A 16,086-nucleotide genomic window follows, 5' to 3' on the forward strand; every position below is an offset into this window, starting at 1 on the left:
AGTGACCTCTGCCTTCGGAGGGCAGGGTACCCATCTCAAATTATTGATTTTTAATGATATTTTCTAATGAATTGCACTCAAAATACCCTTTATGTTCTCGTTAAGTTCATGTTTTTATGTGCAAGTGAACCACTGGTCACTGTCTGAGTCAGAAGTCTAACGCTGATGCCGCTTTACGTAAATAGTCTGGCGAGAAGCGTGCATATACCTTGAATGTCACCGCTGTGGATGAATGACCCAAGTACTGCGCAATTTCGTCCATTGATACGCCGGCTTCGGCCATCCATACGGCCGCACTATGCCGCAAATCGTGAGGCACAACATCTTTCAAACCAGCTCGATGCACAGCTCCGGCGAATCCTTTTTTGATATCCAGCACACGTTCACCGCCATATTCCACGACATATGGCGACTGCCTCGCCTTGTAGGCAGTTCGTAACGCTTCAAGTGAGATATCCGTCATAGGGACCACTGCACGTCCTTTGCGATTCTTGTCGCCGACAATTCCAAGCTTGATCAGCTTACGATCAAAATCCACCCGATCCCACGTAAGCTGTAGAATTGCCGTCTTGCGAGCGGCGGTCGTGAGAGCCAACACGCAGAACAAATGCATGTGAGGCGAAGCGCAGCCAGCTAACAGCTGCTTAAATTCAGGCTTGGTGAGATACCTGTCTCGGGGAGGCGGAGCCGAAGGCGCTTCGAACCGCGCGCCGCTTACGCCGCGCCAATTCAAGGCTTGCCGAATGACGTTTATCTCTTTGAGCACAGTCGCCTCTTTTCGACCTGACAAATAGCGAGCTTGCGCGTATTCCGAACAAATATCTTCGGTGATTTGATCGGGCCTGAGATGTGCGAAGTGTTCTTCAGCTTGCTTCCAAGCATACCGTAGTCGGTGAGGATCGGCGATTTTCCCGTCCTTTGCATCGATGTATGCAGCGACTATGTCGCCGACGAGAGATCCCGGCGGCGCTGCAAAGTCTCGCTTGAAGTCTGCTAGGCGACGTTCGGCCTCATCACTATCAGAGGTGCGGAGGCTGCGGCGTTGGGTTGATTTTCCGTCATACCAAACTGCGTACCATTTTCCGCGGAATAGTTTTTGTCGGATATCGTGGGGCATTCGTATTCCAATACAGCTTCATAAGGGACGCGATAAAGCCTGCCGACGCGGAATGACGGCAGTCGGTTCTTATTGACCAAGTCTCGTATATGCTGCGGACTGCATTGCCACCTTAATGCGAGGGTTTCTGGAGTGAATGCGATATTATCATTTGAATTTTGTGATGTCATCACTCACCGCCTTTCTTGCAGGGTTATCTGACTGATTGTGAAATTACTCCCAAAGGTCGGGAACCAATAATTCCGACCCACGTTGTTGCGGCAAGTTCCCTTCGCAAGGATATCGAAATGTCGGTTTTCAACAGCACGGTTCATAATTTTTACTACCTCTCCGAGCAACAAAATGGACTTTGGGAAGTAAGAGAAACTGTCACCAATCAGCCGGTATCTCTGAACGGTCAATTCTGCTGTTCGCTCAAAAAGCGAGACGCTGAAGAACTGATTGAATATCTGAATGGTTTAGATGCATCGCTAGCAGCGTGACCATCAGTCACCGCCTTTCAGTGCTTGGCGACCTCTATATTTTAGGTTGGCTGTGTGCGACCTCCACCAACATAACGCACCTCACCACCAACGACGACGGCCCGACCTGTTGCCGCCAGACGGCGAGCAACGGGCAGGGGAATCCCAGCCCATCCAATGGATGCCCGGCCTACGCGCTGCGGGCCTAGCCGCAACGCGTTGAGGTATGCAGCGTCGATACTGTTTCCTCGAGCGTCCATCACGCCGCCCTCCGCTTGAAAGGACGGCGATTGTCGTTAGCCGGACGCATGCGGCGCATACGGATCTTCTCGCCCGTTTTGCGCGACACGTCATATGCAATGTCTTTGATCTTTGCGGCAGTCGCCGGGTCGCTCACGCGATACCAACGGGCAATCGAAAGGATTGCTGCTGCTGTGGTGCCCTGAGCAATGAACTCGTCGGCGGTAAGGATGTGCGTGTGTCTATTAGACATGAATAAGTGCTCCTCGTGTGGTTTTGGTAAGCGTGACGACCCGTGGCGTGAAAACGCGCGGATCGTCGATTTTTGGGAAATCTTGGGGCGCTCCGCCCCGTCGCTATCTTTCGCGATAAATCATGTGACGCCCAGACCCACAGCGCCGATGGTCACAAAGAACCCAATGACAACCGTCATCTCGACAGCTTCGCGCGCTGCGTATCGTATCCAAGGCATGGGGCGAGCGTGCTTCTTTGCGCGGTAATCAGGGCGCCGCATCGGCTCATCGCTGCCTGCACGCGCTGCGTCTGCGTGCAGATCGGGTTCCATATCTGCGAGCATTTCCAGTAGGGCGCGGTTCATCACGCAGCCTCCGCCAGCTCGGGGTCTCCGCTCGTGACAGCCTCAACGCTGGCACCGGCCTCGCGGAGTTCGGCGAGAAAGACATCATGGTTAGACGAAGCAATCGCGCCACTCGTCTGGAAGACTTCAAAAGTTTCGCCCGGGCAGAGCTTGGCGAGGCGCGTTGCCTCCGCCAGTGCTTGTTCAAACGATCCGTGTTCATATGGTAGGCTAGTGGCAACACTAACGCGGCCGGTTAGTTTGCCGCGGCGGAATACAAAGAATCCGCCGCCGATTACTTCGTTTTTGCGAGGTGCTGGCGATCTTCTTCTTCTCGGTGAAACTGACGTCATAATTGGTACTCCTCGTGTTTGGTGGGTTCAGCAGATCAAGCTGGTGAGGCTGTCTTCGTGCCGTTGAGGAGATTTATACGATAAGCGTATTTTTCTGTCAATATAAAAATACGAAAAGCGTATATGACACAAATATACGATTATGCGATATATCGGGTATGGAAACGGAAATTATAAAATGGTTCGCTGACGCGCTTGATGCTTGCGGTCTAACGCAAGAACAAGTTGCAAAAGAGCTCGGATTAAACCGACAGCCTGCGATAAGTGAAATTCTAAAAGGCAAGCGACAGCTGAAGGCCAATGAAATGGTCATAATGAGTAAGCTAAGCGGCATGCCGCTCCCGGATCGTAGCACAAAGATACCTGTGCTCGGATATGTCGGCGCTGGCGCGGAAGTTTATCCAATCGACGATGGTGATCCGCTCTACGATGTCACCATCAGTAGTGCACTTCCTAAAGATACGGTCGGTGCTATCGTTCGAGGCGATAGCATGTATCCCATTTTTGAAGATGGAGATCTTGTGGCCTATTCAGGAATCGAGATGCTACCCGAAGACGCGCTTGGTAAGACTTGCATGGTCGAACTGCAGGATGGTCGTGTCCTTATTAAAACCGTTCGCCGCGGGGCTGTTCCTGGACTATACACATTAACGAGCACGAATGCCCCCGATATCGAAGATGTAGAAATCGTCTGGGCCCGAAAGTTTGTTATGCGGATGCCTCGGGAGTTTTGGCGTTCACTCTAATACGATTATCGTTTGAATATTCAAGGTCGCGCAAGCGGCCTTTTTTATTGCCAAATACATAAATACGAAAAACGTATCGTATACCGTTGACGAAAATACGAATCGCGTATATCTTGTTCTCCATCAACCGACACGAAGAAGGTCGGGCCAATAGAAGGAGAATGAGTTGCAAAAAGAGAAGCCGGAGCTTCCGCGACCGGACAGATAGTAAATCTGCCAAGTACTAAAATCCTAAGACGACCAACCAATGCACGAGGAGAAAATCATGACCAATACGATCAGAGCGCTTTTCGCCGTCAACGACAAATACCCACCGTAGACCAACAGGAGCGCTGGCCTCGCACATGAGGCTGGCGATGTTGCGCGTGCTTATTATTGGGTGCCGGTGGGGATTGAGCTGGTTTGTAACGCCAGCCTAGAAATCGAAAGCCAGTTGTGCCGGCCACGAACGCCAATGAGCACTGACATGCTCTGAGCGTCCAAATCGCAGGCGAACGTAAGCACGTACTGCGACCAACTTAGGTTTCAGCATAAGCCCATACCTCCAAGCTCTGACGGTTGAAGCCGTCTCTCAGCTAACGCAGTGATGCGCCGCTTGCCCTACATGAGAACAGCCGAAGCTGCAGAGTGGCTATTTGCTCCCCACCGACATCTACCAATAAGCATGCCAACAAACAAAGTACAACCAAGAGGAGAAACGATATGCAGATTGTACAGGCCAGAGGCCGCGAAATTCCTGTAGTGACCCGTCATAAGAGATACACGCCTGAACGCGCTCGCGCTGAGGCACTGTTTGCCAAGCCAGTTCAGGTCACCAAGCCGCGTGTTCTTGAAGATGCACCAAAGATGAGCACGAAGGCGGCAGCACGATCGGCTGCTGTCGACGAAACAGAGCATCAAAAAGTCTTCCGTCTCGTGCGTGAGCGGCGATTTGAAGATGCTGCGCGTATTGCGGTGCGCCTTATTAACGGTGGGCGCGAAGAAGGATTCTATATAGTTGCCGGCGCAGAGCTAACAAAAGCCGACGCATGGCACAAAGGGTGGGTGACTGATAAAACCGTACGTGCGAACGTGCATTACATCACCCCAGCGCGGGCTCAGGTGTTGCTGATGAACAATCTCAGCAACCGCAATGTCAAGGCGGCAAATCTTGCTAAGATCATGCGCGACATTGCCGATGACCGATTTGTCCTAAACGGCGAAACACTCGTTATCGCCGATGACGGTACGGTCAACGATGGACAGCACCGCTGCTTTTCTGTCCTTCTTACGGGTATCCAGGTTGAATCGTTAGTGGCGTCAGGCCTGACAAAACAATCAATGCGCACAATCGATATTGGCATCAAACGTGAAGCTAAAGATCGCCTCGCGATAGCTGGCGTCAGTAACTATGTTGTTTTGTCTGCACTTTCTTCACTCGTTTTTGAGCTCACAAATAGCCGCAAGCCAACCCCATCAGAGTCTGAAGACTTTTACTTCGACAATGCCGATGGGTTCCAGCTGGCACTAAGTGCTTGTGGCACAGGTTTCAAAGGAATCGGCCAGGCTCCAATGTCTGCCGCATCTTTCTATCTCCTGCGTAACGGTGAAGATGCAGATGAAATCCGTAAGTTTTTTGCCGCCGTTCGTACGGGGGAAATGTTGACCAAGCGTGACCCGCGAATGGTCTTGCGACGGGCGATTTTCGAAGATGGCAAGAAAGTAAAATTGCCCCGCGAGAAATGGGTGTCGGCGTTTGTTGCCCACTTTGAAAAATACAAACAGCGCCGGTCTATGACTGACCTTGTTTTTGATGTCCCATTGAACTGGAATTAAAATATGAGCCGCAGGCCATTCGATATCGAAGACATCTTCATTGGCGAACGTCATCGCCATCCTGACATGAAGAAGGTTGAGGAAATTGCCCGTAGCATTTCCGATATAGGTCTTCTGAATGCGCCTGCGGTTTGCATGCGTGATGATGTAACGATGCCCGACGGGGAAGTATGCGATAGCGCTCCTGTCTTGATATTCGGTAGGCACCGATTGTTGGCTCTACAATCGCTAGGACACACAGTAGTCGAGTGCGAAGTTTATGACGTCGACGATCTCCGTGCCGAGTTGATGGAGATCGATGAGAACCTAGCTCGGTCCGAACTGTCACCAGCTGAAGAAGCGGCTCATATTGCGCGGCGGAAGGCAATTTGGGATGAAATGAATGGAGATAATACTGAACGGAATCCGTCCAGTATTCAGCGTGGACGAGGGCAACCAAAGCAATTCGCTTCCGAATTGGCAAACATTACCGGAGACAGCAAGACGCAGATCAATGTCAAGATTGCCCGCGTCCGTGGGCTCGGCCCCGACATCCAAAGGATTGTTGGAACCAGCCTTGATAAAGGCGTCGAAATGGACGCTCTGATGTCATTACCTGCAGAGAAACGCGAAGAGCTTATTTCTCAAGCAGAACAGGGTGAAAAGGTGAGCGCTCGAACAACGAGTGACCCTACCGAACGTAAATCGCGTCAACGTCAGATGTTTTGGGACATGTGGGCAAAGCTCGATGATGACGTGCGACAGGAGCTATCCGCTGTCATCGTTGCTCAGCACAAGCATTAAAGCAGGCTGTTGTGAGCCGGCACCACCCGCTGCTCCAGCCTGCTCGTAATACCCCGGCTTACACGAGGAGGGCTTGCGCCACTTCTACACCGGGGGTTCCTTCGCGAGTACCACCCCGCGCAGGACAACAGATGGCTTCACCAAAGCCATTTGTCAACCAACACCACGCACGAGGAGAGCATGAAAGATTATGAAACCATAGAAGAAGTGCATCGCATGCACGAGGTTGGCGCCAACCCGACCGAAATAGGAAATGCGCTTAGCCTACCCAGATCGACGGTAGCTTCAATTCTACGTCGCCCGATCCCAAAATCTACTGCAGACCGCATTGTTGTGCGGTGCGTTTCTAACGGTGGATGGTCGACGGCCAATCACTGCGTCAGTTATATCGCTATGCCACGCATCCGTGCGCTGGAAGCCGCGAACGACAATTACGAGCATTATTCAGAGCACAAAGAGCCGGGCGCAATCGCAGCCTGAGCCACGTTGGCCCGCATCTGCCGGCCACAGATCAACCTCCTGACAGGAGGAATATCAATGAAATCTCCTAACTTTCGTGAGTCACACAAGGCTTACCAAACCAAATTCACGCGGACTGGTGAGCGGGACACAACAAACCGCAAGCCTTATCGAGCAGCCGCGCAGAAGCTGCATGCCCGAGACACTGCCGTCCTTAAAGACGGTCGGTACGTTTCGAACGCTCCTGTGTCGTTCAGCAGAACGAAGCGGGGTGCAGCGTGACTTGCGACTGCGGCGATTGCTGGGATCTGCCCGGCTCAATTGTGACCCACAAGCTAACAGGCTGGAAGGGGATCATCATCGGCGACCGAGACGGCTGCATGTTCCTCACGGTGCGGTTCTGGATACCAGGAACAGGACTTGGGACGATCGAAGTTTCGCGCTTCGAAGTTGAACCACCTGCCAGTGATGGTGGCGGCGGTGGCGGCTCTGAGGTCGGAACAGAAGAAGACAACGTCATTCCGGTCGATTTCACCAAGGGCGTGAAGCTCACCAAAAACACCAAAACACGAGGAGTAGCTTGATGGGTAAATTTAAAGTCGGAGATAAAGTTAGAAGCCTTGTGACGCAGATCGACGTTCGCGCAGGCGAATTGTACGAGGTAAAAACCGTCGATGATGGTGATGTTTGGGTCATCGATGACGTTGGCGACACTTGGTTGTTGCTTTCTACCGAGTACGAAATTCTGCCTGTTGTTGCGGAGTCGGCGAAAGACAAGCCAGCTTTCAAGGTTGGCGATCGGGTGCAAATTATTGTCGATTCACTACCTTGGTACAGGACTGGTGAAATCGCAGAGGTCATTAGGGCTGATGGGGGCGACAATGATTGTTACGTTCGATTTGATACGCATCGAATGGATGATGATTGCTGGTATGCGAAATGGGATCATCTCAAACTAGTTTCCCTCAAAATCGAAGCAGGCAAATACTACCGCACGCGTGACGGCCGTAAGGTTGGGCCAGTAAGGTCGGAACTGAATTATTTTGTTGCGGCCGATTGGCATTATAACGCGGATGGCGCGTGTGGGTATGAAGGTCGCCATGATCCGTCTCATGACTGGCGTGACAAGCACGATCTCATCGCCGAATGGGTCGACGAGCCTGTTAAAGCAGCTGCACATGTTGCAAAACCCGCCATCGTTGCGCTGATTGAAAGCGGTCAGCCAAAACCGTCAACAGCTCCATATGTTCATGCAAATCAACGTTGGCAGCGAAGGAAGCCAAGCGTTTGGCCGGTATCCATAAGGGCCAGGCGTTCGGGGTGTACGTGCTGACGCAGAAGGTGAGTGAGCCTGCTCCATCTTATAAGCACGAATGGCAACGCTTCGCTGCAAAGGGTGAGAAGATTTCAGCGATCAAAGAGCTGCGATCTGTGACGGGTCTCGGATTGAAGGCGGCAAAGGATGCCGTCGAACACTGGATCGCGCACGACGAGCCGTACTCGCGCATCGCCGCCTAACCAGTAAATCCCACCGATAAACCAACCAGCCCCGCTGCAATCGCGGCGGGGAATGAGGAGGTACTATGCTCAGATTTCATAAGGACGGTGCCGAATGACGGCGCCCTTCAAAGACTACGTCGTCAAAGACGACCGCATCCTAGAAACACCAACTTCCAGCGTTCTCGGCCTTGGTGATCACTTCGTCATGGGGCTGGCAGTGGTCGCGGCTTTAGCTCTGGCCATCGGCTTTTACTCATGGGTGCTGTTGTGAACGCCGTCACGCCAGCCGGTAATGGCACCGGTAAGATCGCGCGCTCCCTAGCTCTGACGGGCTTTACCCTTGGGTTCTTGCTGATCGTGGCAGGCTTCATTTTCTGGAATGCAGTGCTGCCGTTCTACGGACTGCTTTATTTGTGGGGTGGCCAATGACCTACCCACGGTTCCCCACACTGGCCACATCGGCGCCAGTTTGGCTGATTGGATCGCTCATCTTGCTGGCCATGATGATCGTCATTCAACTTACCCACTAACCACCGAACGAACACGCACGAGGAGTTAATTATGGCTATTAGCCTATCAAGCCTCAAATCGACGAAGAGAAACGACCCGCCAGTGATGCTTTTGTATGGCGTCGACGGTATCGGCAAGACCAGCCTTGCCGCTGAGTTTCCAGATCCGATCTATCTGGCCACAGAAGGCGAGCGACCGCCGTCTGATGTTGAAATGGCAACGCCAGGCACGATTGAAAGCTTTGACGACTTGCTCAACATTATCGGCGAACTACTGACCGTTGAGCACGATCGGCGCACCGTGATTATTGACAGCGCCGACGGCCTCGAACCGCTTGTCTGGGCTGCTACATGTGCCCGCCTTGGCATCAACAGCATTGAGGAAGCTGGGTTTGGTAAAGGCTACGTGGAAGCTGACACAGAATGGAATGAGCTCATGTCGGCCCTGTCGGCGCTCGCTCAAGCTGGCATTTATGTGGTCATCCTTGCCCATCCCGAGATTGTGCGCTTCGACAGCCCCACAACCGACCCGTATTCCAGATACCAGCCTAAGTTGCATAAAAGGGCAAATGCACTTGTGCGTGAGAAGTCTGACGTTGTGGCGTTCATGAACTACCGAGTTTCCATCAAGGAAAAGGAAGTCGCGCGCCAGACAAAGGTCGCTCATGCAGAGGGCGGCAAAGAGCGCCAGATCCATCTGAATGAAGGCGCGGGCTTCAACGCCAAGAATCGGTATTCGATGCCCGACGCCGTTCCATACCGCAAAGGGCAGGGCTTCACCGAATTGGCCAAATATTGGCCGGTCACAGAGCAGGAGGCTGCTTGATGGAAAAAGCACTAGCAGGACTGGTCACGATTGCCGCCATCCTTTTCTTTGCACCGCTGATCGGAGTTCTCTTTGGCGCGTTTTCGGGATGGGTTGTCGGCTTCTTCTTCACTGAAACAGTGCAGGCATTCCTCACCGCTTTAGGCATCAATGCTGGCCACATGTCACTTTGGCAGATTGGTGCTGCGCTTGGCTTCATCGGTGGGTTTCTCCGACCCACTGTATTTCGGGCGAAGTCTTAATCTGCGCATTCACCACACCACCAACACGAGGAACTAATACATGGCGAGACTTGGAACGGCGTTTGACGCCACCCAGCACGACACGACGCAGTCGGATTACTCCGAACTGCCGAACGGCACATACAAGATGGAAATCGAGGCGGCCGACGTGGTGCCGACTTCGACTGGCAGCGGCACTATCCTGAAAACAACGTTGAAGGTGCTGGAGCCTGCGGAATACGCTGATCGAAAGCTGTTCAACAACTACAACATCGAGAACAAGAACCCACAGGCGCAGGAGATCGGCCAGCGTCTGTTCGCTAGCCTTTGCCGCGCGCTCGAAATGTCTTCCGTCGAAGACACGGACGACCTCCTCTTCAAGTCGTTCACGGTTCGCGTTGCGCTCGGCAAGCCTTCAAAGGACGGCCAGTATCCAGCACGCGCCGAAATAAAGAAATACTTTTTTCCCGACGAAAACAACGTGCCTGAGCCGAGCATTGACGCTCAGCAGCCAGCGGCGGCGGCGCAGCGACCAGCCAATGACAACCGTCCTGCAGCCGCAAACACCAACAAGCCCGCGCAGCCTGCAAAAGCTGCGGGAAGCCGCCCTTGGTCTAAGTAAGCACCAAAAAGCTGCCGGTGCTTTCGCGCCGGTAGCCCACCGAACCAACACGAGGAGTTTTGTATGGCTTACGAATCCGAGCGCAGACAGATCGATGGTGCGCTTCCAGTACGCTTTGACGGTGCGTTTGTTGCGGGCGGCGCAGTCACAAGCGTATTTACCGGAACTGAAATCAATGACGTTGATTTGTATTTCAAATCTCGCCGCGCATTCGAGCGAGCTGTTTATGACGCATATGAGGAAGGCCTATGGTGCGTGGCTGCCAGTAAGCGCGCCGTGACCTTTACTGACCGGAGCAACAATATTGCCCAGCTGATGTATTTTGACTTCTTCCCAAGTGCACAGTCTATTTTTGACGCCTTTGATTTTACAGTTTGCATGGGCGCGGTGGATCTGGACGCTGGCGCCAACAGTGCAGAATCTGGGTTTGCCTTTCATCCTGACTTTCTGAAGCACAATAGCCAGCGCTTTCTGAAGTTCAATGCTGGCACACGCCATCCACTCGCATCAGCTACCCGCGTCCTGAAATACCAACAGCGCGGCTACACCATTGGGAAAGGCGACATCATGAAAGTTGCCTTGGCCGTTCGCGGCGTGAAAATCGAAACTTGGGAAGACCTCAAAGACCAGATCGGCGGCGCTTACGGTGACAAGGTTGTGCTTGGTAACGAGGACAAACCCTTCACCATTGAGGCGGCTATCGAGGCGCTGACTGTGGACGATGCGGAAAGTGAACCATGGGTGCAACCGGCCAACGATAACACGCCGGGCAATGCAGTAGCGCTGCTGGAACACCTTGCCGATCTCAATGGCATCGAATTTGTTCCGCCTGATCTTGACGAAGAGGGCTGGCCCTTAGCAGCCTAAACCAACCACGGCGCGGTCACCAGCCGCGCCTAACACCAACAACACGAGGAGAAACCCATGCGGGTAACGCTTGACCGAGCGCAGCTTGCGCACGCCTTGTCGACAGTGACAAAGGCTGTAGAGGCCAGAACGACAATTCCCATTCTTGGCAACGTGCTTTTGTCCGTGGACAAAGGACAGTTGAGCATCACTGGCACCAATCTTGATCTGGAAATCAGCACCGGCTTGCCGGTTCTGGACAGTCAGGACGGCACTGTTACGGTTGCAGGCAAGCTGCTTCTGGATATTGCCAAGAAGGCAACCGGCGACGTTAACTTGGAAGCCGACGGCAATCATCTGGTCGTTAAATCCGGCAAGAGCCGTTTCAAGCTGGATACGCTGCCAGCTGCTGACTTCCCGTCCTTCAATTACGGAAGCTTCGACACCACGATCGAAATCGATCTCGCTTCGCTCGTGCAGGAAGTGCAGTTCGCTGTTAGCGCAGAAGAAACCCGCTATTATCTCTGCGGTGTCTATTTGGAAGCAAAGGACGGCCATATCGTTGCCACGGCGACAGATGGGCATCGCCTTGCGTCGACACGCATTGAGCAGGAAGCCACGTTTACGCCCGTTATTCTGCCGAACAAGCTGCTGTCATTGCTGCCGGCCGGACTTGTGTCGGTTTCGCTGTCGTCAAACAAGTTAATGGTCGAGAGCGGTTCGACCGTCATCGTGTCGAAGCTAGTCGACGGCACATATCCGGATTACGAGCGCGTTATTCCAAAGCCCTCGGAGCGTGTCGCTACGCTTACGGCTAAAGCACTGCGCGAAGCTGTCGGACGAACATCAGTTATCGCCAGCGAGCGTGGGCGCGCTGTGCGCTTCTCATTCGCGTCGGATGCTCTGACGCTGACCGTAGCTAATCCAGATCGCGGCGACGCGACCGAGGAAATGGAAGTCAACTTCAGCAGCAAGCCGCTGACGATCGGTTTCAATGGTCAGTATGTCACGGACCTTATGGCGGCGTTTGGTGCGGATGAAATCACAATGTCGATGGCGGACTCCGGTTCGCCTGCGCTGATCACGTCGGCGAGCAGGCCGGGGTACAGGTGCGTAATTATGCCGATGCGCGTGTAGGTGGTGAGATGAAGTTTAATTGCGGGCTAACACCAGAAGAACTTCGGGAAGAGAAACGCAAGAAATGGTGCGTGTGGCATAAATGGTTTGCTTGGCATCCTGTGCGCGTTGGTAGATCGGATTGCCGATGGCTTGAAACGGTTGAGCGTAGAGCTCAGTATGTTTCTGTCGGTATAATTCTGGAAGCCAGGCCCTATGAGTGCGAATACCGCGCTGTTGAGAAGCCGTCGTAATGGCGCCAATCCCAAAACCAACAGCAAGCACTATTTCCGCGATTTATGCTGCTTACGAGGCCCGGGCGAAATCCTGGGACACGTGGGGCATCAGCGTGGGCGAGGCCGGCACGGAATGCGACAGGTCGCTTTGGTATGGCTTCAGGTGGGCTTCCGCCCACGAAGTCCATAGCGGCCGACAGCTTCGCTTGTTTGAAACGGGTAACATTGAGGAAGACCGGCTCGTCGCTGATCTCGAGCGCATCGGCGTCGACGTTTACGGGCAGCAAGACAAGATCCGGCTGGTGTCGGGCTTTGTGCGTGGAAAGTGCGACGGCAAAGCAATGAATGTGCCGGAGGCGTCTAAGACTGAACACCTGCTTGAGTTTAAATCGAGCAATGCCAAGGGCTTCGCGCTGATTGTTAAGGACGGCTGCCAGAAAGTAAAGCCGTTACACTATGCGCAGTGCCAGCTTGGAATGCATGCCTTCGGTTTAAGTCGGTGCCTTTACCTCGTGTCGTGTAAGGACAGCGACAGCCTTTATTCAGAGCGCATCGAATACGATCTGGAATTCTGCCTGCGACTGGTCGCGCGCTGCGAACGCATCGTGTTTTCGGACATGCCACCGAGTAGAATTAGCGAGAACCCGCAGTTCTTTGGATGCATGTTCTGCAAGCACAAAGCCGTCTGTCATCACGACGCACAGCCGCGAGTGAACTGCCGAACTTGCCTTCATGCTCAACCTGAAAACGGTGGCGATTGTCATATCTCATGCGCTCGATGGGCAAAGCCTTTGTCGATCGATGAACAGCGCGATGGCTGTCCGGCGCATTTGTATTTGCCGGGCATGGTGAATGGTGAACAGATCGACGTCGACGAGGACGCCGAAACGATCACTTACAGGATGAAGAGCGGTGAGGTTTGGGTGGATGGCGAGGAAAGGAAGGCGGGGGATTAGTGAGGGTCGATTGGGTCGAATTGCGTGGAAGCGTACGCAGTTCTCAAATGCTTCTCACCGTCCAATTTGTATTTAAAAGTGATGCCAATTGGAAAGCCAAAAGGGTCTTCCCCTTGTGCATAACCCACATTGAAAATGGATGTTGAGATTGCCGGCAATTCTGAACTGAAGCGGCCAGAAAGGCGTAGTGGCACATCGAAAGAGTAGATCTTTTTGTTAGTGACGATAGTGTCGTAAAGGGCGTGTAGTAAATCTCTCGTGTTTTTACTTTCGCGGTAGACAACAGCTTCAGACGGATATTCCAGACGCAAAGAATACAGAAAAAGTGGGAGGCGGTTATGATTGACAATCTCAACAGAAAATCGATTTCGATAGTCTTTTCCATTGTCGGGTAGCTGGTATGCACCAAACAACGGAGGAACATCACCTAGAACAGCATCCGCCTGCCTCTTGGCTTGGCTTGCCGCCCACCACGCAAAACCTGCCGCGGCAATCGCCCCCGAGGCAGATACTAGCGCGATCCATTCACTCGTTTGCATATAGAGGCTCAAAGCGTGCTCCAACTACGAAACTACCAGTCAGAAGCAATAGACGCCGTATTCGACTATTGGCAAGAGGAGGCAGGCAATCCGCTTGTTGATCTTGCGACCGGCTGCGGCAAGTCGTTGGTTATGGCGTCATTGATCCAGCGCCTCGTTGAAGGCTGGCCTGATATGCGCGTGATGGTCGTTACGCACGTCGCGGAACTTATCGAACAGAATTATCTGGAATTGCTAGGCGTCTGGCCGTTCGCGCCTGCAGGTATCTATTCAGCTGGTTTGGGTCGTCGTGACGCTCGCAGTCAGATCGTGTTTGCAGGCATTCAGACGGTTCACAATAAGGCTCAGCAAATCGGACACGTCGACGTCCTTATGGTCGACGAGTGTCACCTCATCCCGATCAACGGCAACACGATGTATCGCAAGTTCATTGATGCGTTGCTCGAGATCAATCCGGACATGAAAATTCTTGGCCTGACTGCCACGCCTTATCGGCTGGATAGCGGGCGCTTGGATGAGGGCGCAGATCGCCTGTTTGACCAGATCGTCTACACCTACGGCGTTGCTGATGGCATCCGCGACGGCTTCCTTGCGCCGCTCACAAGCAAGCCGACGGCGACAGAGTATGATGTTAAAGGCGTGGGAAGGCTTGGCGGAGATTACAAGCAGCGCGCGCTGGAAGAGGCGATTAACCGAACTGATCTGAATGACGCGGTGGTTTCAGAGATCATCGCAAAGGGTAACGATCGTCGTTCCTGGCTTTGTTTCTGTGCCGGCGTAAAGGCTGCGCTGGACGTGCGCGACGTGTTCAGATCGCGCGGCATTACGTGCGAGGCTGTAACGGGCGATACGCCGAAGGAAGAACGCCGCCGCATCCTTGAGGACTTCAAAGCATACCGCATCCAGTGTGTGACGAACAATTCAGTTCTTACGACAGGATTCAATCATAAGGGCGTTGATTTAATTGCATTTATGCGCCCGACACTGTCCTTGAGTTTGTACGTCCAAATGGCGGGACGTGGCACGCGTCCGCTTTATAAAGCAGGTGCGCCACTAGATACGGTTGATGAGCGTTTGTCAGCTATCGTGGCAGGCCCCAAACGTAATTGTCTGGTTCTCGACTTCGCGAAACTCGTCGATCGGCACGGCCCTGTCGACATGGTCGAGCCAAAAGCGCCAAGCGCTGGCAACGGAGAACCGCCAATCAAGATCTGCCCGACAGTGCCCGATGAAAACGGCGCGATTGGCTGCGGTGAGAAGGTGCACATCTCGCTGATGAAGTGTCCATGCTGTGGCTATGACTTTCCGCCGAATGAAGATGAGAAGCTGACCCGCCAGGCTGCCGACGTTCCGATTGTCAGCACCGCCGAAGCAGAATGGCGCAAGGTGACGGGTCGAACGTTTCACTTCCATGAAGGTAAGGGCGATAAGCCACCTTCGGTCAAGTGCAGCTACATCGCAGGCTATACGCAGATCAATGAATGGCTCTGCCCGCAACACAGCGGGTTTGCACAGACCAAGGCGCATCGATGGTGGACGCAGCACGGTGGTCAGCGGCCTTTCCCTAAAACGGTAATGGAATGGCTGGAACGCCAGCGCGAGTTGCTAACAACCGACGAAATCAGCGTCGTGCCGAACGGCAAATATTGGAATGTGAAAGACGTGCGGGCTGGGACCATAGCCGATAACGACAACGCTCCGGAGCCAGCGAATGACAATATTCCAGACTGGATGGCAGAGATTGACGACGAAATACCGTTCTAACCCCAAAAACAAGAACGCCCGCTGCACTGGGAGGAGGAGTGTGCAACGGGCTGATCTGGAAAGCGCGACTGGGAGGAGGAGTGCCGCGCTTCGAGTTCAACCTCTGGGAGGAGGAGTGAGACTGAACATCCCCAAAATAGGTAACTGGTATGATGATTACAATGGGCAATGTCGCACATCAGTTATGCAAAGTTTGCATGGCCCTAAAAATGGAAAACCGCCCGGCAGCGCCGAAGCGCGCGCAGGCGGTCTTATCCTCCCAGGACGAGGACCGTTTAGCAGTATTGGTTTAGTAAAGCAACAAGTACCGATAAGTACATAATCCCATAGATTTGGTATGATTATAAATGTACTTGCGGCAATTTGGAGTGTCGTAAATTTGTTGCAAATTATCTGTTGC

23 protein-coding genes and 1 pseudogene are annotated in these 16,086 nt (G+C 53.2%); 17 read left to right on the forward strand and 7 right to left on the reverse strand.

The window, feature by feature from the left end; all coding sequences use genetic code 11:
- Window positions 1-148 precede the first annotated feature (148 nt).
- Both WH356_RS02520 and WH356_RS24010 read right to left on the reverse strand, forming a co-directional pair.
- The gene (locus tag WH356_RS02520) at window positions 149-1,117 is read right to left on the reverse strand and encodes a tyrosine-type recombinase/integrase (protein ID WP_339508584.1); all 969 of its coding nucleotides are present in this window, start codon (window positions 1,115-1,117) and stop codon (window positions 149-151) included.
- A gap of 14 nt (window positions 1,118-1,131) precedes the next feature.
- Window positions 1,132-1,287, reverse strand: a pseudogene (locus WH356_RS24010) (excisionase family DNA-binding protein); the annotation flags it as partial.
- Window positions 1,288-1,404: 117 nt separating this feature from the next.
- Between WH356_RS24010 and WH356_RS02525 the strand changes: the two are divergent.
- Window positions 1,405-1,599: a hypothetical protein gene (locus WH356_RS02525; protein ID WP_339508585.1), complete on the forward strand. Its 195-nt coding sequence runs from the start codon at window positions 1,405-1,407 to the stop codon at window positions 1,597-1,599.
- Between the two features lie 41 nt (window positions 1,600-1,640).
- On the opposite strand, the gene WH356_RS02530 is transcribed toward WH356_RS02525, so the two are convergent.
- From WH356_RS02530 to WH356_RS02545, 4 genes are all read right to left on the reverse strand, one after another.
- Window positions 1,641-1,841 (reverse strand): hypothetical protein, encoded by a 201-nt coding sequence (locus WH356_RS02530; protein ID WP_339508586.1) that lies wholly within the window; start codon window positions 1,839-1,841, stop codon window positions 1,641-1,643.
- Entirely contained in the window at window positions 1,838-2,071 is a 234-nt protein-coding gene (locus tag WH356_RS02535; protein WP_339508588.1) for a hypothetical protein, read from the reverse strand. Before WH356_RS02535 ends, WH356_RS02530 begins: the two co-directional genes overlap by 4 nt.
- 120 nt (window positions 2,072-2,191) lie before the next feature.
- Window positions 2,192-2,416: a hypothetical protein gene (locus WH356_RS02540; protein ID WP_339508590.1), complete on the reverse strand. Its 225-nt coding sequence runs from the start codon at window positions 2,414-2,416 to the stop codon at window positions 2,192-2,194.
- Window positions 2,416-2,748 carry a hypothetical protein gene (locus WH356_RS02545; RefSeq protein WP_339508591.1) on the reverse strand — a complete coding sequence of 111 codons (333 nt, stop codon included), beginning with the start codon at window positions 2,746-2,748 and terminating at the stop codon, window positions 2,416-2,418. The genes WH356_RS02540 and WH356_RS02545 overlap by 1 nt, the downstream gene beginning before the upstream one ends.
- A gap of 158 nt (window positions 2,749-2,906) precedes the next feature.
- Between WH356_RS02545 and WH356_RS02550 the strand changes: the two genes are divergently transcribed.
- From WH356_RS02550 to WH356_RS02620, 15 genes are all read left to right on the forward strand, one after another.
- On the forward strand, window positions 2,907-3,494 hold the full coding sequence (locus tag WH356_RS02550) for a S24 family peptidase (protein WP_339508593.1): 588 nt from the start codon (window positions 2,907-2,909) through the stop codon (window positions 3,492-3,494).
- Between the two features lie 846 nt (window positions 3,495-4,340).
- A complete protein-coding gene (locus tag WH356_RS02555) occupies window positions 4,341-5,309 on the forward strand; it encodes a hypothetical protein (protein WP_339508594.1) in 969 nt (322 codons plus the stop codon).
- 3 nt (window positions 5,310-5,312) lie between these two features.
- Entirely contained in the window at window positions 5,313-6,092 is a 780-nt protein-coding gene (locus WH356_RS02560) for a ParB/RepB/Spo0J family partition protein (RefSeq protein ID WP_339508596.1), read from the forward strand.
- Window positions 6,093-6,272: 180 nt separating this feature from the next.
- On the forward strand, window positions 6,273-6,572 hold the full coding sequence (locus tag WH356_RS02565) for a hypothetical protein (RefSeq protein WP_339508598.1): 300 nt from the start codon (window positions 6,273-6,275) through the stop codon (window positions 6,570-6,572).
- A gap of 257 nt (window positions 6,573-6,829) precedes the next feature.
- The gene (locus tag WH356_RS02570) at window positions 6,830-7,135 is read left to right on the forward strand and encodes a hypothetical protein (RefSeq protein ID WP_339508600.1); all 306 of its coding nucleotides are present in this window, start codon (window positions 6,830-6,832) and stop codon (window positions 7,133-7,135) included.
- Window positions 7,135-7,884, forward strand: coding sequence for a hypothetical protein (locus WH356_RS02575; RefSeq protein WP_339508602.1), 750 nt, complete (start codon window positions 7,135-7,137; stop codon window positions 7,882-7,884). Before WH356_RS02570 ends, WH356_RS02575 begins: the two co-directional genes overlap by 1 nt.
- Window positions 7,878-8,069, forward strand: coding sequence for a ribosomal protein L7/L12 (locus WH356_RS02580; RefSeq protein ID WP_339508604.1), 192 nt, complete (start codon window positions 7,878-7,880; stop codon window positions 8,067-8,069). Before WH356_RS02575 ends, WH356_RS02580 begins: the two co-directional genes overlap by 7 nt.
- 94 nt (window positions 8,070-8,163) lie before the next feature.
- Entirely contained in the window at window positions 8,164-8,322 is a 159-nt protein-coding gene (locus WH356_RS02585; protein WP_339508606.1) for a hypothetical protein, read from the forward strand.
- Complete coding sequence (locus WH356_RS02590; protein ID WP_339508608.1) at window positions 8,307-8,480, forward strand: hypothetical protein; 174 nt, start codon at window positions 8,307-8,309, stop codon at window positions 8,478-8,480. The genes WH356_RS02585 and WH356_RS02590 overlap by 16 nt, the downstream gene beginning before the upstream one ends.
- 132 nt (window positions 8,481-8,612) lie before the next feature.
- The gene (locus tag WH356_RS02595; protein ID WP_024898838.1) at window positions 8,613-9,386 is read left to right on the forward strand and encodes an ATP-binding protein; all 774 of its coding nucleotides are present in this window, start codon (window positions 8,613-8,615) and stop codon (window positions 9,384-9,386) included.
- The gene (locus WH356_RS02600) at window positions 9,386-9,628 is read left to right on the forward strand and encodes a hypothetical protein (RefSeq protein ID WP_339508611.1); all 243 of its coding nucleotides are present in this window, start codon (window positions 9,386-9,388) and stop codon (window positions 9,626-9,628) included. Before WH356_RS02595 ends, WH356_RS02600 begins: the two co-directional genes overlap by 1 nt.
- Window positions 9,629-9,668: 40 nt before the next feature.
- Window positions 9,669-10,229 (forward strand): DUF669 domain-containing protein, encoded by a 561-nt coding sequence (locus tag WH356_RS02605; RefSeq protein ID WP_339508612.1) that lies wholly within the window; start codon window positions 9,669-9,671, stop codon window positions 10,227-10,229.
- A 63-nt stretch (window positions 10,230-10,292) separates the two neighbouring features.
- Window positions 10,293-11,096: a hypothetical protein gene (locus WH356_RS02610; protein ID WP_339508614.1), complete on the forward strand. Its 804-nt coding sequence runs from the start codon at window positions 10,293-10,295 to the stop codon at window positions 11,094-11,096.
- A gap of 57 nt (window positions 11,097-11,153) precedes the next feature.
- The gene (dnaN, locus tag WH356_RS02615; protein WP_339508616.1) at window positions 11,154-12,212 is read left to right on the forward strand and encodes a DNA polymerase III subunit beta; all 1,059 of its coding nucleotides are present in this window, start codon (window positions 11,154-11,156) and stop codon (window positions 12,210-12,212) included.
- A gap of 232 nt (window positions 12,213-12,444) precedes the next feature.
- Window positions 12,445-13,383: an oxidoreductase gene (locus WH356_RS02620; protein WP_339508617.1), complete on the forward strand. Its 939-nt coding sequence runs from the start codon at window positions 12,445-12,447 to the stop codon at window positions 13,381-13,383.
- Here the strand turns inward: WH356_RS02620 and WH356_RS02625 are convergent.
- Window positions 13,380-13,934 carry a hypothetical protein gene (locus WH356_RS02625; protein WP_339508619.1) on the reverse strand — a complete coding sequence of 185 codons (555 nt, stop codon included), beginning with the start codon at window positions 13,932-13,934 and terminating at the stop codon, window positions 13,380-13,382. The genes WH356_RS02620 and WH356_RS02625 overlap by 4 nt on opposite strands.
- A gap of 3 nt (window positions 13,935-13,937) precedes the next feature.
- Here WH356_RS02625 and WH356_RS02630 point away from each other — a divergent pair, with 3 nt between their 5' ends.
- Window positions 13,938-15,686, forward strand: a complete 1,749-nt coding sequence (locus tag WH356_RS02630; protein WP_339508621.1) for a DEAD/DEAH box helicase — start codon at window positions 13,938-13,940, stop codon at window positions 15,684-15,686.
- Window positions 15,687-16,086: the final 400 nt, after the last annotated feature.

Origin of the sequence: Ochrobactrum sp. MYb379, from assembly GCF_037479515.1 — a bacterium.
Lineage (GTDB): Bacteria > Pseudomonadota > Alphaproteobacteria > Rhizobiales > Rhizobiaceae > Brucella.